The organism is Pedobacter sp. AC190 (assembly GCF_979258025.1).
The window spans coordinates 2,348,433-2,363,423 of sequence record NZ_OZ409824.1 but is presented as its reverse complement, the minus strand read 5'-3'; the positions used below and the strand labels follow the sequence as shown (position 1 = coordinate 2,363,423).

The window sequence follows — 14,991 nt, the reverse complement described above, 5'->3', positions numbered from 1 at the left end:
AGTTGTTTAACGCCAAACGCTTACCGCTCAACAAACCAACCATGGATAAAAAAGTTAGAGTAAGATTTGCACCAAGCCCAACTGGTGGCTTGCATTTAGGCGGTGTACGTACAGCCTTGTTTAATTATTTGTTCGCTAAAAAGCACAACGGAACTTTTGTTCTACGTGTTGAAGATACGGACCAAAATCGCTTCGTAGAAGGTGCTGAAGAGTATATTGTAAACTGTTTAGACTGGTGCGGAATTACACCAGATGAAAGTCCGAATAAGCCTGGGGCTTATGGTCCTTACCGCCAAAGCGAAAGAAAGCCAAGTTATCGCAAATTTGCCGAGCAATTAATTAGCGATGGTTATGCGTATTACGCTTTCGATACGCCTGAAGATTTGGATGCTAAACGTAAGGAAATTCCTAATTTTCAATACGGGCAAGCAACACGTATGCAAATGCGCAACTCTTTAACTTTAACCATTAGTGAAGTTGAAGACTTATTAGCCGCAAAAACACCGCACGTTATCCGCATCAAAGTTCCTGAAAACGAAAATGTACATTTTAACGATTTAATTCGTGGCGATGTATCTTTCGAAACCGCAATTGTTGATGACAAGGTTTTGCTTAAGGCTGACGGAATGCCAACTTATCATTTAGCCGTTGTAGTTGATGATAAAGCCATGGAAATTACTCATGCTTTCCGTGGCGAAGAATGGTTACCATCGGCACCAATTCATATTTTACTTTGGAAATATTTAGGCTGGGAAACCGATATGCCGCAATGGGCACATTTGCCATTAATTTTAAAACCCGATGGACATGGAAAATTAAGTAAACGTGATGGCGACCGCTTAGGTTTTCCTGTTTATGCGATGAACTGGACTGATCCAAAAACAGGTGATGTGACCAAAGGATTTAAAGAAATGGGCTTTATGCCAGAAGCTTTTGTTAACATGCTTGCTCTTTTAGGTTGGAATGATGGAACCGAACAAGAAATATTTTCGCTTACCGAACTGGAAGAAAAGTTCTCTATTGAAAGAATTAGTAAAGCTGGTGCTAAATTCGATTTTGAAAAAGCAAAATGGTACAACCACGAGTGGATTAAAACAGAAAGTGCAGAGCGATTGGCGACAGTTATTTCGGAGGAATTAAAAAATGCAGGAATAGAAGTAAAAGATCAGTCTTACTTAAATACAGTTATCGATTTAATCAAAGATAGATGTACATTATTGCCTGATTTTGTGGCACAAAGTGCTTACTTTTTCACTACGCCAACAGCATACGATTTGGCTGCTGTGAAACCAAAATGGACAGCAGAAAAAGCTGATTTTTTTACCATTTTTGGTTCAACTTTAAACTTAAACAATGCTGCTGATGCAGAAGCTGCTTTTAAAGCACTTGCTGAAGAAAAAGGATTTAAACCTGGCGAATTAATGTTACCATTCAGAATTATGTTAGTAGGTGGTAAATTTGGGCCAGGTGTTTTTGACATTGCTGTTTTACTTGGCGAAGCCGAAACAAAATCAAGAATTGAAAAAGCAATAGCTGTTTTTAATAGTTAGTGTAGCGAATAAAACTTAGAAGCCCAGAAGTAAAAATCTGGGCTTTTTGCTTTCCATTACATTTCCAAACTGATCGCCAATTAATGTTGGTCAAACATCGTTAACATTTCATGCAAGGCCGTTTCTGAATGCATTCGCTCACCGTTTTCAACCGAATCTTTAGCCGCTACGGCTGCTCTTTTACGCATTTCTGTTTCGTAAAATGAAATTGCTTCTTGCACAGTATGGTGTTTATCAGCCGTTAAACATTCGCTTAACTCCAAGGCATCAAGCATAGCCATATTTGCCCCTTCTCCTGCAAATGGAGGCATTGCATGTGCTGCATCACCAAGCATGGTTAAATTTGATAATGCTTTCCAATTTTGATCAAATGGCATGCAATAAATCGGCCGAGGAATAACTGGAGCATTTATATTTTCAAATATTTCATACCAAACGTTGCTCCATTCTGGATACTCTCTTTTAAACCAATTCAATAACTGCGTTTTATTTCCATAGTCTAAACCATTGTTGGTTGCCCAACTTTCATCAGTTTTAAAGCTGGCGTAAAAACCCAAATCGCCGTTACCTTTTTGGCCGCCCAATAAACATTTCGAATTTCCGAAGGCCATTACTTTACCGCCATTTAGCAATGCATTAATTTGAGGGGTTAATTTTTCGGCATTGTAAATATTTATTTCAAGCATGGTGATACCTGTATAAAAAGCTTTAATATCTGTTAAATATGGGCGAATTTTAGAATTAGCGCCGTCAGAAGCAATTACCAAATCCGCGTAGGCATATCTGCCGTTTTTGAAGTGTAATAGCCAGCCATCATTTTGTTTTTCCATGGAAATAAAATGGCTATCCCACACAACGGTATCTTGCTGCAAAGATTCTAACAGCATTTGCCTTAACGGACCACGATCTATCTCTGGACGAAAATATTTGTTTCCAAAGTCTTCTTCTACTTTAGTTTCATGGTCGCTGAAAAATATTGTTGCGTTTTCATTTACTATGATTTTTTTATCCGCACCTGGGCGAAAATTCTTTTTAAACTCTTCTATTAAATTTCCTTTACGTAGAGCCGCCAAACCCGATTCTTCATGCAAATCGAGTGGCGAACCTTGCACACGGGCATCTTTATTAAAGTCTCTTTCGTAAACTTTAACATTTGCGCCTTTTAGTTGTAGCAGCCTTGCAAGTGTTAATCCACCTGGCCCACCACCAACTATGGCAATTTGCTTGTTTTCTAATTTCATAACACAAAATTATTCCCTATCAAGCACTGAAAATTGTATAAATCGGTCGTTTTTGTTTTTTAATAATTCTTTAGGTACAACACCCGAAAACTTTTTTATTTCCCTAATAAAATGGCTTTGGTCAGTAAAGTGTGATTCTGGAAAAAGCTGCCCCTGCGCAATATGATCCAAAGATCCACGGAAACGCAAAATATTGCAGTATAATTTTAACGAAATCCCGTATTGCTGGTTAAAATACCGATTGATTTGCCGACTGTTCCAATACACACTTTGCGAAAGCTCTTTAACGGTTAATGAGCCTTTTGAAGCATAAATTAAATCAAAAAGTTTCTGTTTCCGCTCATCTATATTTTTTGGTAAAAGTGAATGTATTTTTTTTGAGGCCTTTTCGCAGAAACCGTCGAAATTTTCAAGATCCTTTTCATTAAAATCCCAAAAATTTAAGGGCATGTATTCTGCGTAATTCAATAAATTAGAAACAACATTTTGAAAAATATATTCTGTTGCAAGCAATTTAAAGCTTATAGCAAACATCAGCGTTTTGGCTTTCAAAACCACTTTTGAAGGGAATGTTTCAATCCCTGAGCGGACAATATGAAAAGGCTCAGTTTCAGATTTAGAAAAAGTCAATTCCAATCTTCCATCGGGCAAAACCACAATATCTTTGTCCTGATCTGATTGGTTATGCAATAGCCAAAAGCTTTCTACAAAATCAGAAATTGATTTATCGGGCCTGATTAGTTTGAAATTCAAATCCTTGTCCATTGTTAATTGTAAATTTAATCTTTTCAGCTAATCTTCAACTTAAAAAATATCCCTCAACTAATAAAAAAAATATTTTATACTTTAGTGTTACAATTTCAACTAATAGGGTATTCATTTAAAAAAATTAAAGCTATGCAGTGGTTCGGTAAAGGAAGTAATAATGTTGAGGATGGCAGAGGCGGCGGTGGTGGCAAAACTGCTTTAGGCGGTGGAGTCGGCATTATTATTATTGTATTGGGTTTAATTTTCGGAAAGGATTTATCTGGATTGGTTAGCCAGTTACCACAAACGGAAACAACAGAAGTTAAACAGGGCGTTCCAGAAAATGATGCACAGGCAAAATTTGTTTCTGGTGTTTTAGAATCTACAGAGCAAGTTTGGGATAAAGAATTTGAAGCTATGGGTAAAACTTATGAGCACCCAAAAATGGTTCTTTTTAGCGATGGTGTTCAAACCGCTTGCGGAAGTGCAAGTTCGGCTGTTGGTCCTTTTTATTGCCCTGGCGACCATAAAGTTTATATTGATTTAACGTTTTACGATGAGTTAAAAAACCGTTTTGGTGCCGCAGGCGATTTCGCTCAAGCTTATGTTATTGCTCATGAAGTTGGGCATCATGTTCAAAATCTTTTAGGTATTTCCGATAAATTGCAGCAAGCCCGTGGGCGCGTTAGCGAAACTGAATACAATCGTTTATCAGTTAAATTAGAATTACAAGCCGATTTTTTTGCTGGTCTTTGGGCACACAACGCACAAAATTTAAAAGATTTTAGATTAGATGAGGGTGATATCGAAGAAGCCTTAACCGCAGCAAATGCCATTGGTGATGATAAATTACAAAAGCAAGCTACAGGGGAAGTTACACCCGATTCTTTTACTCACGGAACTTCGCAACAACGTATGTTTTGGTTTAAAAAAGGTTTCGAAACTGGCGATATTTCTCAGGGCGATACCTTTAAATCAAATAATTTATAATTTTTAAAACATTTTCAAAACATCTTTGTTTGGTTTCAGTTAAGGGGTAATTTTTCCTTAAAATCAAACAAGATTAACTAGCTTCCCTAATGTTTTATAAAAGATGATCCTTATTGTTGATGACAGGCCTGAAAACCTAATTTCTTTACAGAAAGTACTACAAGCTAATAATTTCGAAGTCGATACCGCTTCATCTGGAGAAGATGCCCTTAAAAAAGTTTTAAAGAATAATTATGTGCTGATCATTCTGGACGTTCAGATGCCAGACATGGATGGTTTCGAAGTAGCAGAAGCCATTTCAGGGTTTAGCAAGGCAAAAGACACCGCAATTATTTTTCTTTCTGCAGTAAACACCGAACTAAGGTTTATAACAAAAGGTTATTTAAACGGTGGTTTAGATTACATTACTAAACCTGTGGATATAAATGTGCTTTTACTAAAAATAAAAACCTTTTATCGTATTTACGAGCAAAGCAGAAAACTTAACGAAGTACAAGAGAAACTGCTCGAAGAGATTGAGTTTAGAAAGCTAGCCGAAAATAAAAAAGACGAATTCATTAGTATTGCCAGTCACGAATTAAAAACACCTTTAACCAGTGTAAAAGGTTACATCCAACTACTTCAGCGAAGTTTAAGTAGAGATGATAAAACCATGGCCGAAAACCACCTGGCTAAGGCAAGTACTCAACTCGAAAAATTAAACGACCTTATTGTTGATTTGCTTGATATTTCTAAAATTGAAAGCGGAAAGCTGAAGTTTAACATGCAAAGCTTTTGCGCCGATAACATGGTTAATAATGCAATCGAGATGCTTCAGCAAGCCAATCCCGATTTCAAAATTAACAAACTTGGCAAAACCAATGAAATGGTTTTTGGCGATGAAATACGACTTGAACAGGTTGTAATTAACTTTATAACGAATGCCATAAAATATGCTCCAGGTACTAATCAGGTAAATGTTACTATAAACATAAAAGACGGACAACTTTACCTCTCTGTAAAGGATTTTGGAATTGGCATACCGAAAGAACAACAGCATAAAATATTCGATAAGTTTTATCGGGTGGAAGAAAACAGTAACCGATTTAATGGTTTAGGAATTGGTTTATACATTTGCGCTGAAATTATAGCAAGACATGGTGGCAAAATTGGCGTGAATAGCGTTATCGATGAAGGTTCCGAATTCTACTTTATTATTCCTATTGATGAACAAACAATATCAGAACAAGAAGAGGTGTCAAAAACCATTTAATAAAAATCCCCAAACAAAAAATAGCATACAATTTTAATGAAAACAACTCTTAAAAATAATTTACGTTTAGGTTTAGGCTTATCGCTTATTATTCTTTTTATCAGTTCGCTTGCTTCATACGTAAGCATTAGTAATTTAATAAAAAGTACCGATCTGGTTAAACACAGCGACGAAGTAATTTTAAATGTAGAAGGTGTAATTTCAACTTTAAAAGATGCCGAAACAGGACAAAGAGGCTACCTGTTAACAGGAAACAAAGTTTTCTTAGCACCATACAACGGCGCGACTGATGCGGCTCTTGCGGCTTTAAACAAAATTGCCGCAAGCACCAAAGACAACCCAAATCAACAAAAAAGTATTGCCGAACTTCGTGATATTATGGTTCGTAGATTGAACATCATAAAATCTACAATCGAAATTAAATCGTTAGGCGGCAATGTAGACCCAACAGTTCTTTTCCAAGGCAAAACCTATATGGATCAAGCTCGTTCAGTTGTTCAGCGAATGGTTAAGGAAGAACGAAATCTCTTAGAACAACGAACGATAGAACTTAACAAGCTTACTGCTTATACTCCAGTTTTAATTGTAATCGCAGCAATTTTAGCCATTTTAATTACCCTGTTTTTTTACAGAAAGGTTTCAATCGATTTTGATGAACGCGTTTTACTTCAAAAAGAAATTGAAGATAAAAAGTTCGAAATGGAAAAACGTATTATTGCTATTAAAGAAATTGCCCACCAAATTTCTGAAGGCAATTACGGTACCACTATGGATAGCCAAACTAAAGATGATATTGGCGAGCTTTCCTATTCGTTAAATACCATGTCTTCTTCCTTAAAAAAATCGTTCGATACGCTTGCCGAAAACGAATGGATACAAACTGGTGTTGCAAACCTGAATGTTAAAATGGTTGGCGAAAAAGATGTTTTCAGCTTAGCTGATGATATTATCGAATTTCTTGCAACTTACACAAAGAGCCAGATTGGAGCCATTTATTTGTTTAAAGATGATGGTCGCTTGCATTTAAAGGGGCAATACGCTCTGAACGGACAAGATTTAAGCAAAGAGCTGGAGCTTGGTGAAGGTTTAATTGGCCAGGCGGTTAAATCAGGTAAACAAATTTTGTTAGATGAAGTACCACAAGGAGGATTAACAGTTAGTTATGCAACAGGAAATATAAAACCTGCGCAATTATTGGTGTTACCAATTATTAGAAATTCTATCTCGATTGGCGGTTTAGAATTAGGCACAATAGGTTCTTTTAGCGAATTACACTTACACTTTCTAAATCTTATTCTTTCTGATCTCGGCACTGCATTATTAGGTGCTCAAAACCGTCAAAAACTGCAACAATTTTTAGAAGAAACTCAGGCACAATCAGAAGAACTACAGGTTCAACATAATGAGCTTGAAGGCATGAATGCGGAGCTAGAAGCGCAGGCTCAAAAACTTCAGGCATCAGAAGAAGAATTACGCGTTCAACAAGAAGAGTTGTTACAAAGTAATCAAGAACTCGAAGAAAGAAGTAGTTTGCTTGAAGAAAAGAACGAACTTATTGAAGAGCGTAATGCAGAAATACAACAAAAAGCAGAAGCATTAGAATTAAGCACAAGGTATAAATCTGAGTTTCTCGCAAATATGTCGCACGAGTTACGCACACCTTTAAATTCAATCTTACTTTTATCCAGGTTGATGGCCGAAAATGAAGCAATGGATCGCGAACATCAGGAATATGCAGAAGTTATTCAAAGTTCTGGACAAGGTTTGTTAAGTTTAATTGATGAGATTCTTGATTTATCTAAAATAGAAGCTGGCAAAATGGAGCTCGACAGAGCCAATATTAAAATTGATGAGGTAATGTTAAACATGGCTTCCTTATTTAATCCTTTGGCAAAAGAAAAAGCCTTAAAACTGGTGATCGATAAAACGAACGATGTGCCAGAGTTTTTTCATACCGATAAAATGCGCTTGGAACAGATTTTGAAAAATCTATTATCAAATGCAATTAAATTTACTACTGAAGGAGCGGTGACGCTTAACATCGAGAAAAACGAAAATCTGAATGCATTAATCTTCAAAGTACAGGATACAGGCGTTGGAATTGCACCCGATAAACAAGGAATGGTATTCGAAGCTTTCCAACAAGCTGATGGTTCTACCCGCCGTAAATTTGGTGGAACAGGCCTTGGGCTTTCGATTAGCAGAGAACTCGCAAAACTTTTAGGAGGTTATATCGATTTAACCAGTAAAGAAAATCAAGGAAGTACTTTTACCTTAACCCTGCCAATTGATAAAAATAAAGGCATTGAAAACGATACAAAAAGTACCTGGGAAAAACCTGTTGCCCTGGAATCAACAACTCCAAAAGTTACTCGTTTAACGGTATCAAATATCCCACAAGAAATTGAGGATGATAGAGATAATATTCTCCCTGATGATAAAGTTATTTTAATTGTTGAAGATGATACCCCTTTTGCAAAAACGCTTTTGGAATTTACCCGAAAACGTAATTATAAAGGCCTGGTTGCCGTTCGTGGAGACGTTGGAATTGAGATGGCTAAAGCCTACAAACCAGTAGCCATATTGCTCGATATCCAATTACCAGTTAAAGATGGATGGCAGGTAATGGAGGAACTAAAATCATCTCCTGATACACGCCCAATTCCAGTGCATATTATGTCATCACTTCAGGTAAAAAAAGAAAGTTTACTTAAAGGTGCGGTAGATTTTATTAATAAGCCATTTGCTTTTGAGCACATGCAAGAGATTTTCCAAAAACTGGAACATGCGCTTAGTCGTCACCCAAAAAAGGTGTTAATTGTTGAAGAAAATGAGCAACATGCAAAAGCTTTAAGTTATTTCTTAAGCAATTTCAATATTCAAACCGAAATAGCAACTAAGGTTAGCGACAGTGTATCTGCATTGCATAAACCAGATGTTAATTGTGTGATCCTGGATATGGGCATTCCAGATAAACATGCCTACGAAACTTTGGAGGTTGTTAAGAAAACACCTGGATTAGAGAACTTACCAATTATTATTTTTACAGGTAAAAACCTATCTAAAGGAGAAGAAAACAGAATTAAACAATATGCAGATTCTATCGTTGTAAAAACAGCGCATTCTTACCAACGTATTTTAGATGAAGCTGGATTATTCCTTCACTTGGTAGAAGAAAAGAATAAAGAAAAAACTAAAACATCTAAAAAATATTCAGAATTACAAGATGTTTTAAAAGGTAAAACTGTTTTGCTTGCTGACGATGATGTTAGAAATATTTTCTCGTTAACAAAAATGCTAGAGCAACATCAAATGAAAGTTATTGCTGCAACCGATGGGAAAGAAGCTTTAAAATTATTAAATGAAAATCCCGCCATTGATGTTGTTTTAATGGATATGATGATGCCAGAATTAGATGGCTACGAAACCACAACAGCTATAAGGCAGAATATTAAATACAGAAACCTACCTATTTTAGCCGTAACCGCAAAAGCAATGATGGGTGATCGTGAAAAATGTATTGCTGCAGGCGCTTCCGATTACATAAGTAAACCTGTTGATTTAGATCAGCTAGTTTCTCTTTTACGTGTTTGGTTGTACGAAAATCATCATAACGCTTAATTCTCTTATTTAAATATGTCTCAAAAGTTAGTACTTATAATTGATGATGATTATCGAAACATTTTCGCTCTTAAAGCTGTTTTAAGAGCCAAGGGCTTTGGTTGTTTATCAGCTCCTGGCGCCAAAGAAGGTTTTGCCATTATTGAAGAAAATGAAAATATTGCTGTTGTCTTAATGGACATGATGATGCCAGATATGGACGGATATCAAGCCATATCTGCCATGAAAAAATCAGAAAAAATGTGGAACATTCCTGTTTTGGCAGTAACGGCACAGGCAATGGTTGGTGATAAAGAAAGATGCTTGAGCGCAGGAGCTTCGGGTTATGTTTCGAAACCAATAAATGTAGATGAGTTAGTAGAACAGATAGAAGAAGTTACAAAAACAGGTGATTAGCGACGCGATAGATAATGAACAGATAGAAACGCTGTTAAGTGATGTACTAGAGGCACATGGTTACGATTTTCTGGAGTATTCCCATGCTTCAATAAAAAGAAGAATTACCCGCTTGTATGCCTTGGATAACTTTGTAAGCTTTGCTGAATTTAGATATACCGTTAGAACAGATAAGCAATATTTTAAGCGATTTTTAGAAGAAATTACAGTAAATGTTACAGAGATGTTTCGCGATCCAACTTTTTATAAGGCGCTTAGAAACGACGTTTTACCTGTTTTAGGTACTTATCCATTCATCAGAATTTGGGTTGCTGGATGTTCTACTGGAGAAGAAGCTTATTCATTGGCAATTGTATTAAAAGAATTAAACCTTTTACACAAATCGCTTATCTATGCAACCGATATTAATCCCTCGGTTTTAGAAAAAGCAAAAAAAGGCTTGTTTCCTTTAAATCATTTAAAAACCTATTCTGAAAACTACGTGAATTCAGGCGGTTTAAAAGATTTTTCTTCTTATTACTCCGCAAACTATTCGCTTGCTAAATTTGATGAAACACTGAGCTCTAAAATGATTTTCTCTACCCATAATCTGGTTTCTGATCATTCTTTTAATGAATTTCAGCTTATTCTGTGTCGCAATGTACTAATCTATTTTGATAAAGAATTGCAGCATAAAGTTTTTCAGTTATTCGATAACAGTCTGGAAAAATTAGGTTATTTGGCATTAGGTAGCAAAGAAAGCTTAGATTTTTGGAATCGATCAAAAGAATATAAGCGCATCAGAACGGAAAAAATATGGCGAAAACTGTAGAATCCAGAAAGTGTAGTGCTTTGATTATTGGCGGTTCTGCTGGTAGTTTAGATGTTTTGCTAGAAATTTTTCCAGATTTAAGTAGCGACATCAACTTCCCCATTATTTTGGTTACGCACCGTAAAACAGGTAACGATTCTTTATTGAGTGATCTGCTTAAAAACAGAACGAAATTAACGGTTAACGAAGCGGAAGAAAAAGAAATAATTTTACCAGGAAATGTTTACATTGCTCCTGCAGATTATCATTTATTAATTGAAGAAAATCATACCATTTCTTTAGATTATTCAGAAAAGATAAACTATTCCAGACCATCTATTGATGTGACTTTTCAATCGGCTGCCGAAATTTTTAAAGATGAACTGGTTTGTATTTTACTTTCGGGATCTAACGCAGATGGAGTAGCTGGATTAAAAATTGCAAACAGTTTTGGTGGTTTAGTTGTTGTACAAAATCCAAACACAGCAATTATGCCTTATATGCCCCAACAAGCCGTTAATGAAGTAAAACCTGTTGTGGTTTTGGATGCCTTTAACATGGCAGAATTTATTAACAAGCTGATTAATTAAAAAAATATAAATTACGCTTCGGAAGGTAAAATTTATGACTGAAACAAAAAAAGTATTCGTTTTCGATGACAACAGAGATATTTTAGATTTATGTACCTTCATTTTAGAAGATGCAGGTTATGAAATCAGAACATCTGAAAATGCTAGTGATATAGAAAACCAGGTTGCAGCATACATGCCCGATATCATTTTTATGGATAATTGGCTGCCCGATTTAGGTGGAATTCAGGCCACAAAAGCAATAAAGAATCACTCTGATTTAAAACACATTCCAGTAATTTATTTTTCGGCTAATAACGATATTTCTGCGTTGGCCAAAGAAGCTGGAGCAGATAGTTATTTATCTAAACCGTTTGATATTAACGATTTGGAGGAGATTATTAAAAAGTACATAAGCTAATTTTTACCCCAGATCCTGGTATTCAAATCAAGCTCCCGAACAATATCATACATAAAGTTAATTATCGCGATATCTTCATTTAATAAATCGGGATTTAAGAGCGTTTTGAAAACAGGAGCCTCAAAATAATTCCTATTTAAGGGAAACGCGATATACATTCTGCTGTCGATAAACGATAGTGAAACTGTATTTTTTGCATTTCTGTTTAAGGTTAAAATGCGTTCCATCATCGCTGGCGTTAAAATATATCGAGCCTCAACCTGATCGGTTGAATGCGTAATAAAGGTCTTATCAAAATCCGTACTTTCGAGATTAATTACATTTTTATCGCTAAATGAAAACAAATTTTTAGAAAACCAGGCGCCCATTGTACCGAAAAGATCTTTTGGTTTAACTAATGTAACACCCTTAAAGTTTTTATTAAAATCGGCTACGAAAATTATACCTTTAAAAATATCATGCCATTCGGTTCTGGTACCGTTTTTAGTTTGCACTTCTCTTTTATATTCTGCATGAATTTCTGCAAAATAAAAGCCCGTTTTCGCTGCGTTTCCGCTAACCAGATCTTCAGTATGATAACGATCGGGTTGTTCAGAAAAAAGTTGAGTGCTACAAAACTCTGAAACAGGAATACCATTGTAAGGTTCAATTGTTAAGCTTTCATCAAGCGATTTAAGCGCTGTCCCAATAACATGAGTTTTAAATGCTTCTTTATAAGCTTTCAGTGCATCGGCAATTTTGTAAAGAACTATACCGCCATAAATAGCACCGAAAAGCCCAATAATAACACCAGGGACAGGAATGCCCCACACAGAAAACCCTATTGCAACGATAATACCTGCGCCTATAAAAAGATAGCCTTTTTTTTGCGTTGATGATATTTTAGCCCGCTCGGTTTCTAACGTAGCAAGTACATTTTGTAGTGCTGCGTTATTTTCAATATTAACCATTAACTATTGAAAAGATCTTTTGCGCTGATGTTTTTACGTTCTTCTTGTGCTGTTTCTAAAACCGCCATAGGCTGAAAGTTCAACATTCCAGCAAACATGCTTCCAGGAAACATCATAATCGCGTTATTGTAATCAGTTATTGCAGAGTTATAAGTTCTTCTGGCTGCAGCAATTTGCTCTTCACTTTCTGTCCAGGTTGTTTGTAAATTAATAAAGTTGGTATTTGCCTTTAAATCTGGATAGTTTTCTACATTTAACATTAAGCCTTTTATACTGCTGCTTAACTGTGTATCAATCGTAGCTTTCTCTGCATCACTAACATTTCCAGAAACCGCTTTAGCTCTTAACTCTACAATTTTGGTAAGCGTTCCTTGTTCGTAAGTGGTATATTGTTTCACCACTTCAACAAGATTTGGAATCAAATCGAAACGTTTTTTTAACATTACATCAATCGCAGAAAATGCATTTGTAACCTGATTTTTCTTTCCAATTAAAGAATTGTAAAAGAAAATTCCCATTAAAAACAGGAAACCAATAATAACGAGGGCAATAATCATAATTTTAGTTTTATAAGGTTTAGAGCATAAATATATTAAAACGTTACAATTATTTGTTTATCAACGATTTTCTTTCAATTTCTGTCGCTCTATTCTCTTCTGCCTTCTTAGTTCACGACTTTCCTTAATGGCCTTAAATGTGGCTATATGGCTTCGAATTTTTGCTTGTTTTTCTTCGGTAATACCAACACTATGTTTAATACCAACGAACAAGCTTTTCCAAATCATATTAAAAAAAGAAGTGTTTGCGGGCCTCTCATAAACTACATTTTCGGAGATAAGCTTTTCATTTGGCCCGGGATTTTCAGCTTTGATGATCAAGGCGTTTGCCAAAAAAGAAAGTAAACCTCGCTTAACCAAATGATCTTTTTCTGGATCATTTTTCATCAAAGCAACGGATAAATCGAAATAAGAAAAGTCAACAGTTCCTTTGGTTCCAAAATCATCAGCCTTAAAATCAAATTTAAGTTTATCTACATTACCTCGGTTAATTCGAACCAAACCCAGCGGTTTTGTAATTTGATTTAATACCCTTGCGTTAAAATTCTGTAAAATCCCACTGTAAGAAAAATCGCCAGTATTAGCCGCCAAATCAAATTTAAAATCGACATCAAGCTTGCCCTGACCTAAAAGATAAGTGTTTAATTTGGCTTCCATAATCGGATTTTTAACCTTTACCGCTGCAATATTTGTTGCATTAGAAATTATGCCTGAAGTATGTTCAAAAGAAATCCGACCACTTTGCTGACTCTCTTTATTATAAACCGCATAGCTAATATCAATATCCTTTAGTTTTATTTTGTCAACCAAAATTGGTGCACCTAGGCTCTGCAAAAGCTGGTGCGGATATTTCCCAATTCGGCTAACTTTACCCCGATCAGGCAAACTGTTATTATTAAAAACAGCCACAAATCCATTAGCGATTGTCATTTCTTTGGCCCTTAATTCTTGTCTGCTTATGTACAGCGGTAAATTAATGCCACTTAATGAAATATTATTCATCAGGATACTAAACCGATCTTTTGCATAACCAGCAACTTCACCGAATTTCATCTCATCGTAAAGTGGTTCTACAGCAAATTTGTTAACCCTTAATCGGCCTGTTGATGCCCTGAAATCAAGTTGGCTAAGTTTCAGGTTATACATTTTATCGGGGGTTGGATATTTATAATCCTTTAAATTTATAATAACATCTTTCAGCAAATAGAATCTTTTGGTGTCTTCAAAGGAAGTAGAATCAACAAGCAAATCAACAAGTGTAATGTTTAAATCATCGATTGAAAATACTTCGGGTTTGGTTACATTTTTATTGATGTAATTGAAACTAGCATCTCTAAAACGAATATTTTTTATGCTAAACTCTTTCAGGCTTTTGGAGATAAAGGTATAAGGCGATTGAATAGGTCGAGGCGCTCGATTTTCATTAAAATCGAGTTGCTTGTTAATCATGTACACTTCAGGTTTATCAAACAAAACATCTTCAATTTGAAGCTTTTGTTCGCGATAAAGTATAAAAGGATGAAAATGATTAACTACCAGTTTTTTTAGTGAAACCTGATAGAGATTGTTTGGCGCTCTTTTTAAAGCCACCAATTGTTTATAACGAATCGTATCTGGAGTAATTTTTACATTTTGAAGTGTTGCACTTCCCGTTAAAATATTCGTACTAACCTTAGTAAAGGTGATGGTATAAAGACTATCTGTTGATTTATAAAGCAACGTTTTAATCTGCGATGTTAATAGCGGGCGAGATTTTACATTAAGAAACCAGGCAATTGATGCAAGTATTGCTGCCAATATTAAAAGTATCCACGCAGCCCATTTTATAAACCTGTATCGATGTCTTTTTTTTTCTGGCATTTCATTAAGGACTGTTTTATCAGCAATATACATTTAAAACGTATTTG

The 14,991-nt window shown here is 35.6% G+C and carries 13 protein-coding genes; 8 read left to right on the top strand and 5 right to left on the bottom strand.

The annotated features are described in order from the left end of the window. Nucleotides 1–41: 41 nt before the first annotated feature. Nucleotides 42–1,550 carry a glutamate--tRNA ligase gene (gene gltX / locus ACZZZI_RS10400; protein ID WP_463489369.1) on the top strand — a complete coding sequence of 503 codons (1,509 nt, stop codon included), beginning with the start codon at nucleotides 42–44 and terminating at the stop codon, nucleotides 1,548–1,550. A gap of 80 nt (nucleotides 1,551–1,630) precedes the next feature. On the opposite strand, the gene ACZZZI_RS10395 is transcribed toward gltX, so the two are convergent. Both ACZZZI_RS10395 and ACZZZI_RS10390 read right to left on the bottom strand, forming a co-directional pair. Next, nucleotides 1,631–2,791, bottom strand: a complete 1,161-nt coding sequence (locus tag ACZZZI_RS10395) for an FAD-dependent oxidoreductase (protein ID WP_463489368.1) — start codon at nucleotides 2,789–2,791, stop codon at nucleotides 1,631–1,633. Nucleotides 2,792–2,800: 9 nt separating this feature from the next. Next, nucleotides 2,801–3,556 (bottom strand): DUF6597 domain-containing transcriptional factor, encoded by a 756-nt coding sequence (locus tag ACZZZI_RS10390; RefSeq protein WP_463489367.1) that lies wholly within the window; start codon nucleotides 3,554–3,556, stop codon nucleotides 2,801–2,803. A 132-nt stretch (nucleotides 3,557–3,688) separates the two neighbouring features. Between ACZZZI_RS10390 and ypfJ the strand changes: the two genes are divergently transcribed. The 7 genes from ypfJ (at nucleotide 3,689) to ACZZZI_RS10355 (ending at nucleotide 11,577) form a co-directional block, all read left to right on the top strand. Further along, complete coding sequence (ypfJ, locus tag ACZZZI_RS10385) at nucleotides 3,689–4,528, top strand: KPN_02809 family neutral zinc metallopeptidase (protein WP_424056806.1); 840 nt, start codon at nucleotides 3,689–3,691, stop codon at nucleotides 4,526–4,528. Between the two features lie 103 nt (nucleotides 4,529–4,631). Then, nucleotides 4,632–5,780, top strand: a complete 1,149-nt coding sequence (locus ACZZZI_RS10380) for a sensor histidine kinase (protein WP_463489366.1) — start codon at nucleotides 4,632–4,634, stop codon at nucleotides 5,778–5,780. A 36-nt stretch (nucleotides 5,781–5,816) separates the two neighbouring features. Next, on the top strand, nucleotides 5,817–9,401 hold the full coding sequence (locus tag ACZZZI_RS10375; protein WP_463489365.1) for a response regulator: 3,585 nt from the start codon (nucleotides 5,817–5,819) through the stop codon (nucleotides 9,399–9,401). Nucleotides 9,402–9,416: 15 nt separating this feature from the next. After that, nucleotides 9,417–9,797, top strand: coding sequence for a response regulator (locus ACZZZI_RS10370; RefSeq protein WP_316754898.1), 381 nt, complete (start codon nucleotides 9,417–9,419; stop codon nucleotides 9,795–9,797). Beyond that, entirely contained in the window at nucleotides 9,790–10,608 is an 819-nt protein-coding gene (locus tag ACZZZI_RS10365) for a CheR family methyltransferase (RefSeq protein ID WP_344768271.1), read from the top strand. The genes ACZZZI_RS10370 and ACZZZI_RS10365 overlap by 8 nt, the downstream gene beginning before the upstream one ends. After that, nucleotides 10,593–11,177 (top strand): chemotaxis protein CheB, encoded by a 585-nt coding sequence (locus ACZZZI_RS10360; RefSeq protein ID WP_424056805.1) that lies wholly within the window; start codon nucleotides 10,593–10,595, stop codon nucleotides 11,175–11,177. The genes ACZZZI_RS10365 and ACZZZI_RS10360 overlap by 16 nt, the downstream gene beginning before the upstream one ends. Nucleotides 11,178–11,211: 34 nt before the next feature. Beyond that, nucleotides 11,212–11,577, top strand: coding sequence for a response regulator (locus ACZZZI_RS10355; protein ID WP_316754893.1), 366 nt, complete (start codon nucleotides 11,212–11,214; stop codon nucleotides 11,575–11,577). Here ACZZZI_RS10355 and ACZZZI_RS10350 read toward each other — a convergent pair. From ACZZZI_RS10350 to ACZZZI_RS10340, 3 genes are read right to left on the bottom strand one after another with little or no spacing between them, the layout of a single operon-like run. After that, nucleotides 11,574–12,527: a DUF3137 domain-containing protein gene (locus ACZZZI_RS10350; RefSeq protein WP_463489364.1), complete on the bottom strand. Its 954-nt coding sequence runs from the start codon at nucleotides 12,525–12,527 to the stop codon at nucleotides 11,574–11,576. The genes ACZZZI_RS10355 and ACZZZI_RS10350 overlap by 4 nt on opposite strands. Then, nucleotides 12,527–13,084, bottom strand: coding sequence for a LemA family protein (locus ACZZZI_RS10345; RefSeq protein ID WP_344768280.1), 558 nt, complete (start codon nucleotides 13,082–13,084; stop codon nucleotides 12,527–12,529). The genes ACZZZI_RS10350 and ACZZZI_RS10345 overlap by 1 nt, the downstream gene beginning before the upstream one ends. 60 nt (nucleotides 13,085–13,144) lie before the next feature. Continuing rightward, nucleotides 13,145–14,944 (bottom strand): hypothetical protein, encoded by a 1,800-nt coding sequence (locus tag ACZZZI_RS10340; RefSeq protein WP_463489363.1) that lies wholly within the window; start codon nucleotides 14,942–14,944, stop codon nucleotides 13,145–13,147. Nucleotides 14,945–14,991 lie beyond the last annotated feature (47 nt).

What these genes read in the sequence shown, in the direction of transcription:
- gltX (WP_463489369.1), top strand. Translation starts at nt 42, where the DNA reads ATGGATAAAAAAGTTAGAGTAAGATTTGCACCAAGCCCAACTGGTGGC.
- ACZZZI_RS10395 (WP_463489368.1), bottom strand. Translation starts at nt 2,791, where the DNA reads ATGAAATTAGAAAACAAGCAAATTGCCATAGTTGGTGGTGGGCCAGGT.
- ACZZZI_RS10390 (WP_463489367.1), bottom strand. Translation starts at nt 3,556, where the DNA reads ATGGACAAGGATTTGAATTTCAAACTAATCAGGCCCGATAAATCAATT.
- ypfJ (WP_424056806.1), top strand. Translation starts at nt 3,689, where the DNA reads ATGCAGTGGTTCGGTAAAGGAAGTAATAATGTTGAGGATGGCAGAGGC.
- ACZZZI_RS10380 (WP_463489366.1), top strand. Translation starts at nt 4,632, where the DNA reads ATGATCCTTATTGTTGATGACAGGCCTGAAAACCTAATTTCTTTACAG.
- ACZZZI_RS10375 (WP_463489365.1), top strand. Translation starts at nt 5,817, where the DNA reads ATGAAAACAACTCTTAAAAATAATTTACGTTTAGGTTTAGGCTTATCG.
- ACZZZI_RS10370 (WP_316754898.1), top strand. Translation starts at nt 9,417, where the DNA reads ATGTCTCAAAAGTTAGTACTTATAATTGATGATGATTATCGAAACATT.
- ACZZZI_RS10360 (WP_424056805.1), top strand. Translation starts at nt 10,593, where the DNA reads ATGGCGAAAACTGTAGAATCCAGAAAGTGTAGTGCTTTGATTATTGGC.
- ACZZZI_RS10355 (WP_316754893.1), top strand. Translation starts at nt 11,212, where the DNA reads ATGACTGAAACAAAAAAAGTATTCGTTTTCGATGACAACAGAGATATT.
- ACZZZI_RS10350 (WP_463489364.1), bottom strand. Translation starts at nt 12,527, where the DNA reads ATGGTTAATATTGAAAATAACGCAGCACTACAAAATGTACTTGCTACG.
- ACZZZI_RS10345 (WP_344768280.1), bottom strand. Translation starts at nt 13,084, where the DNA reads ATGATTATTGCCCTCGTTATTATTGGTTTCCTGTTTTTAATGGGAATT.
- ACZZZI_RS10340 (WP_463489363.1), bottom strand. Translation starts at nt 14,944, where the DNA reads ATGCCAGAAAAAAAAAGACATCGATACAGGTTTATAAAATGGGCTGCG.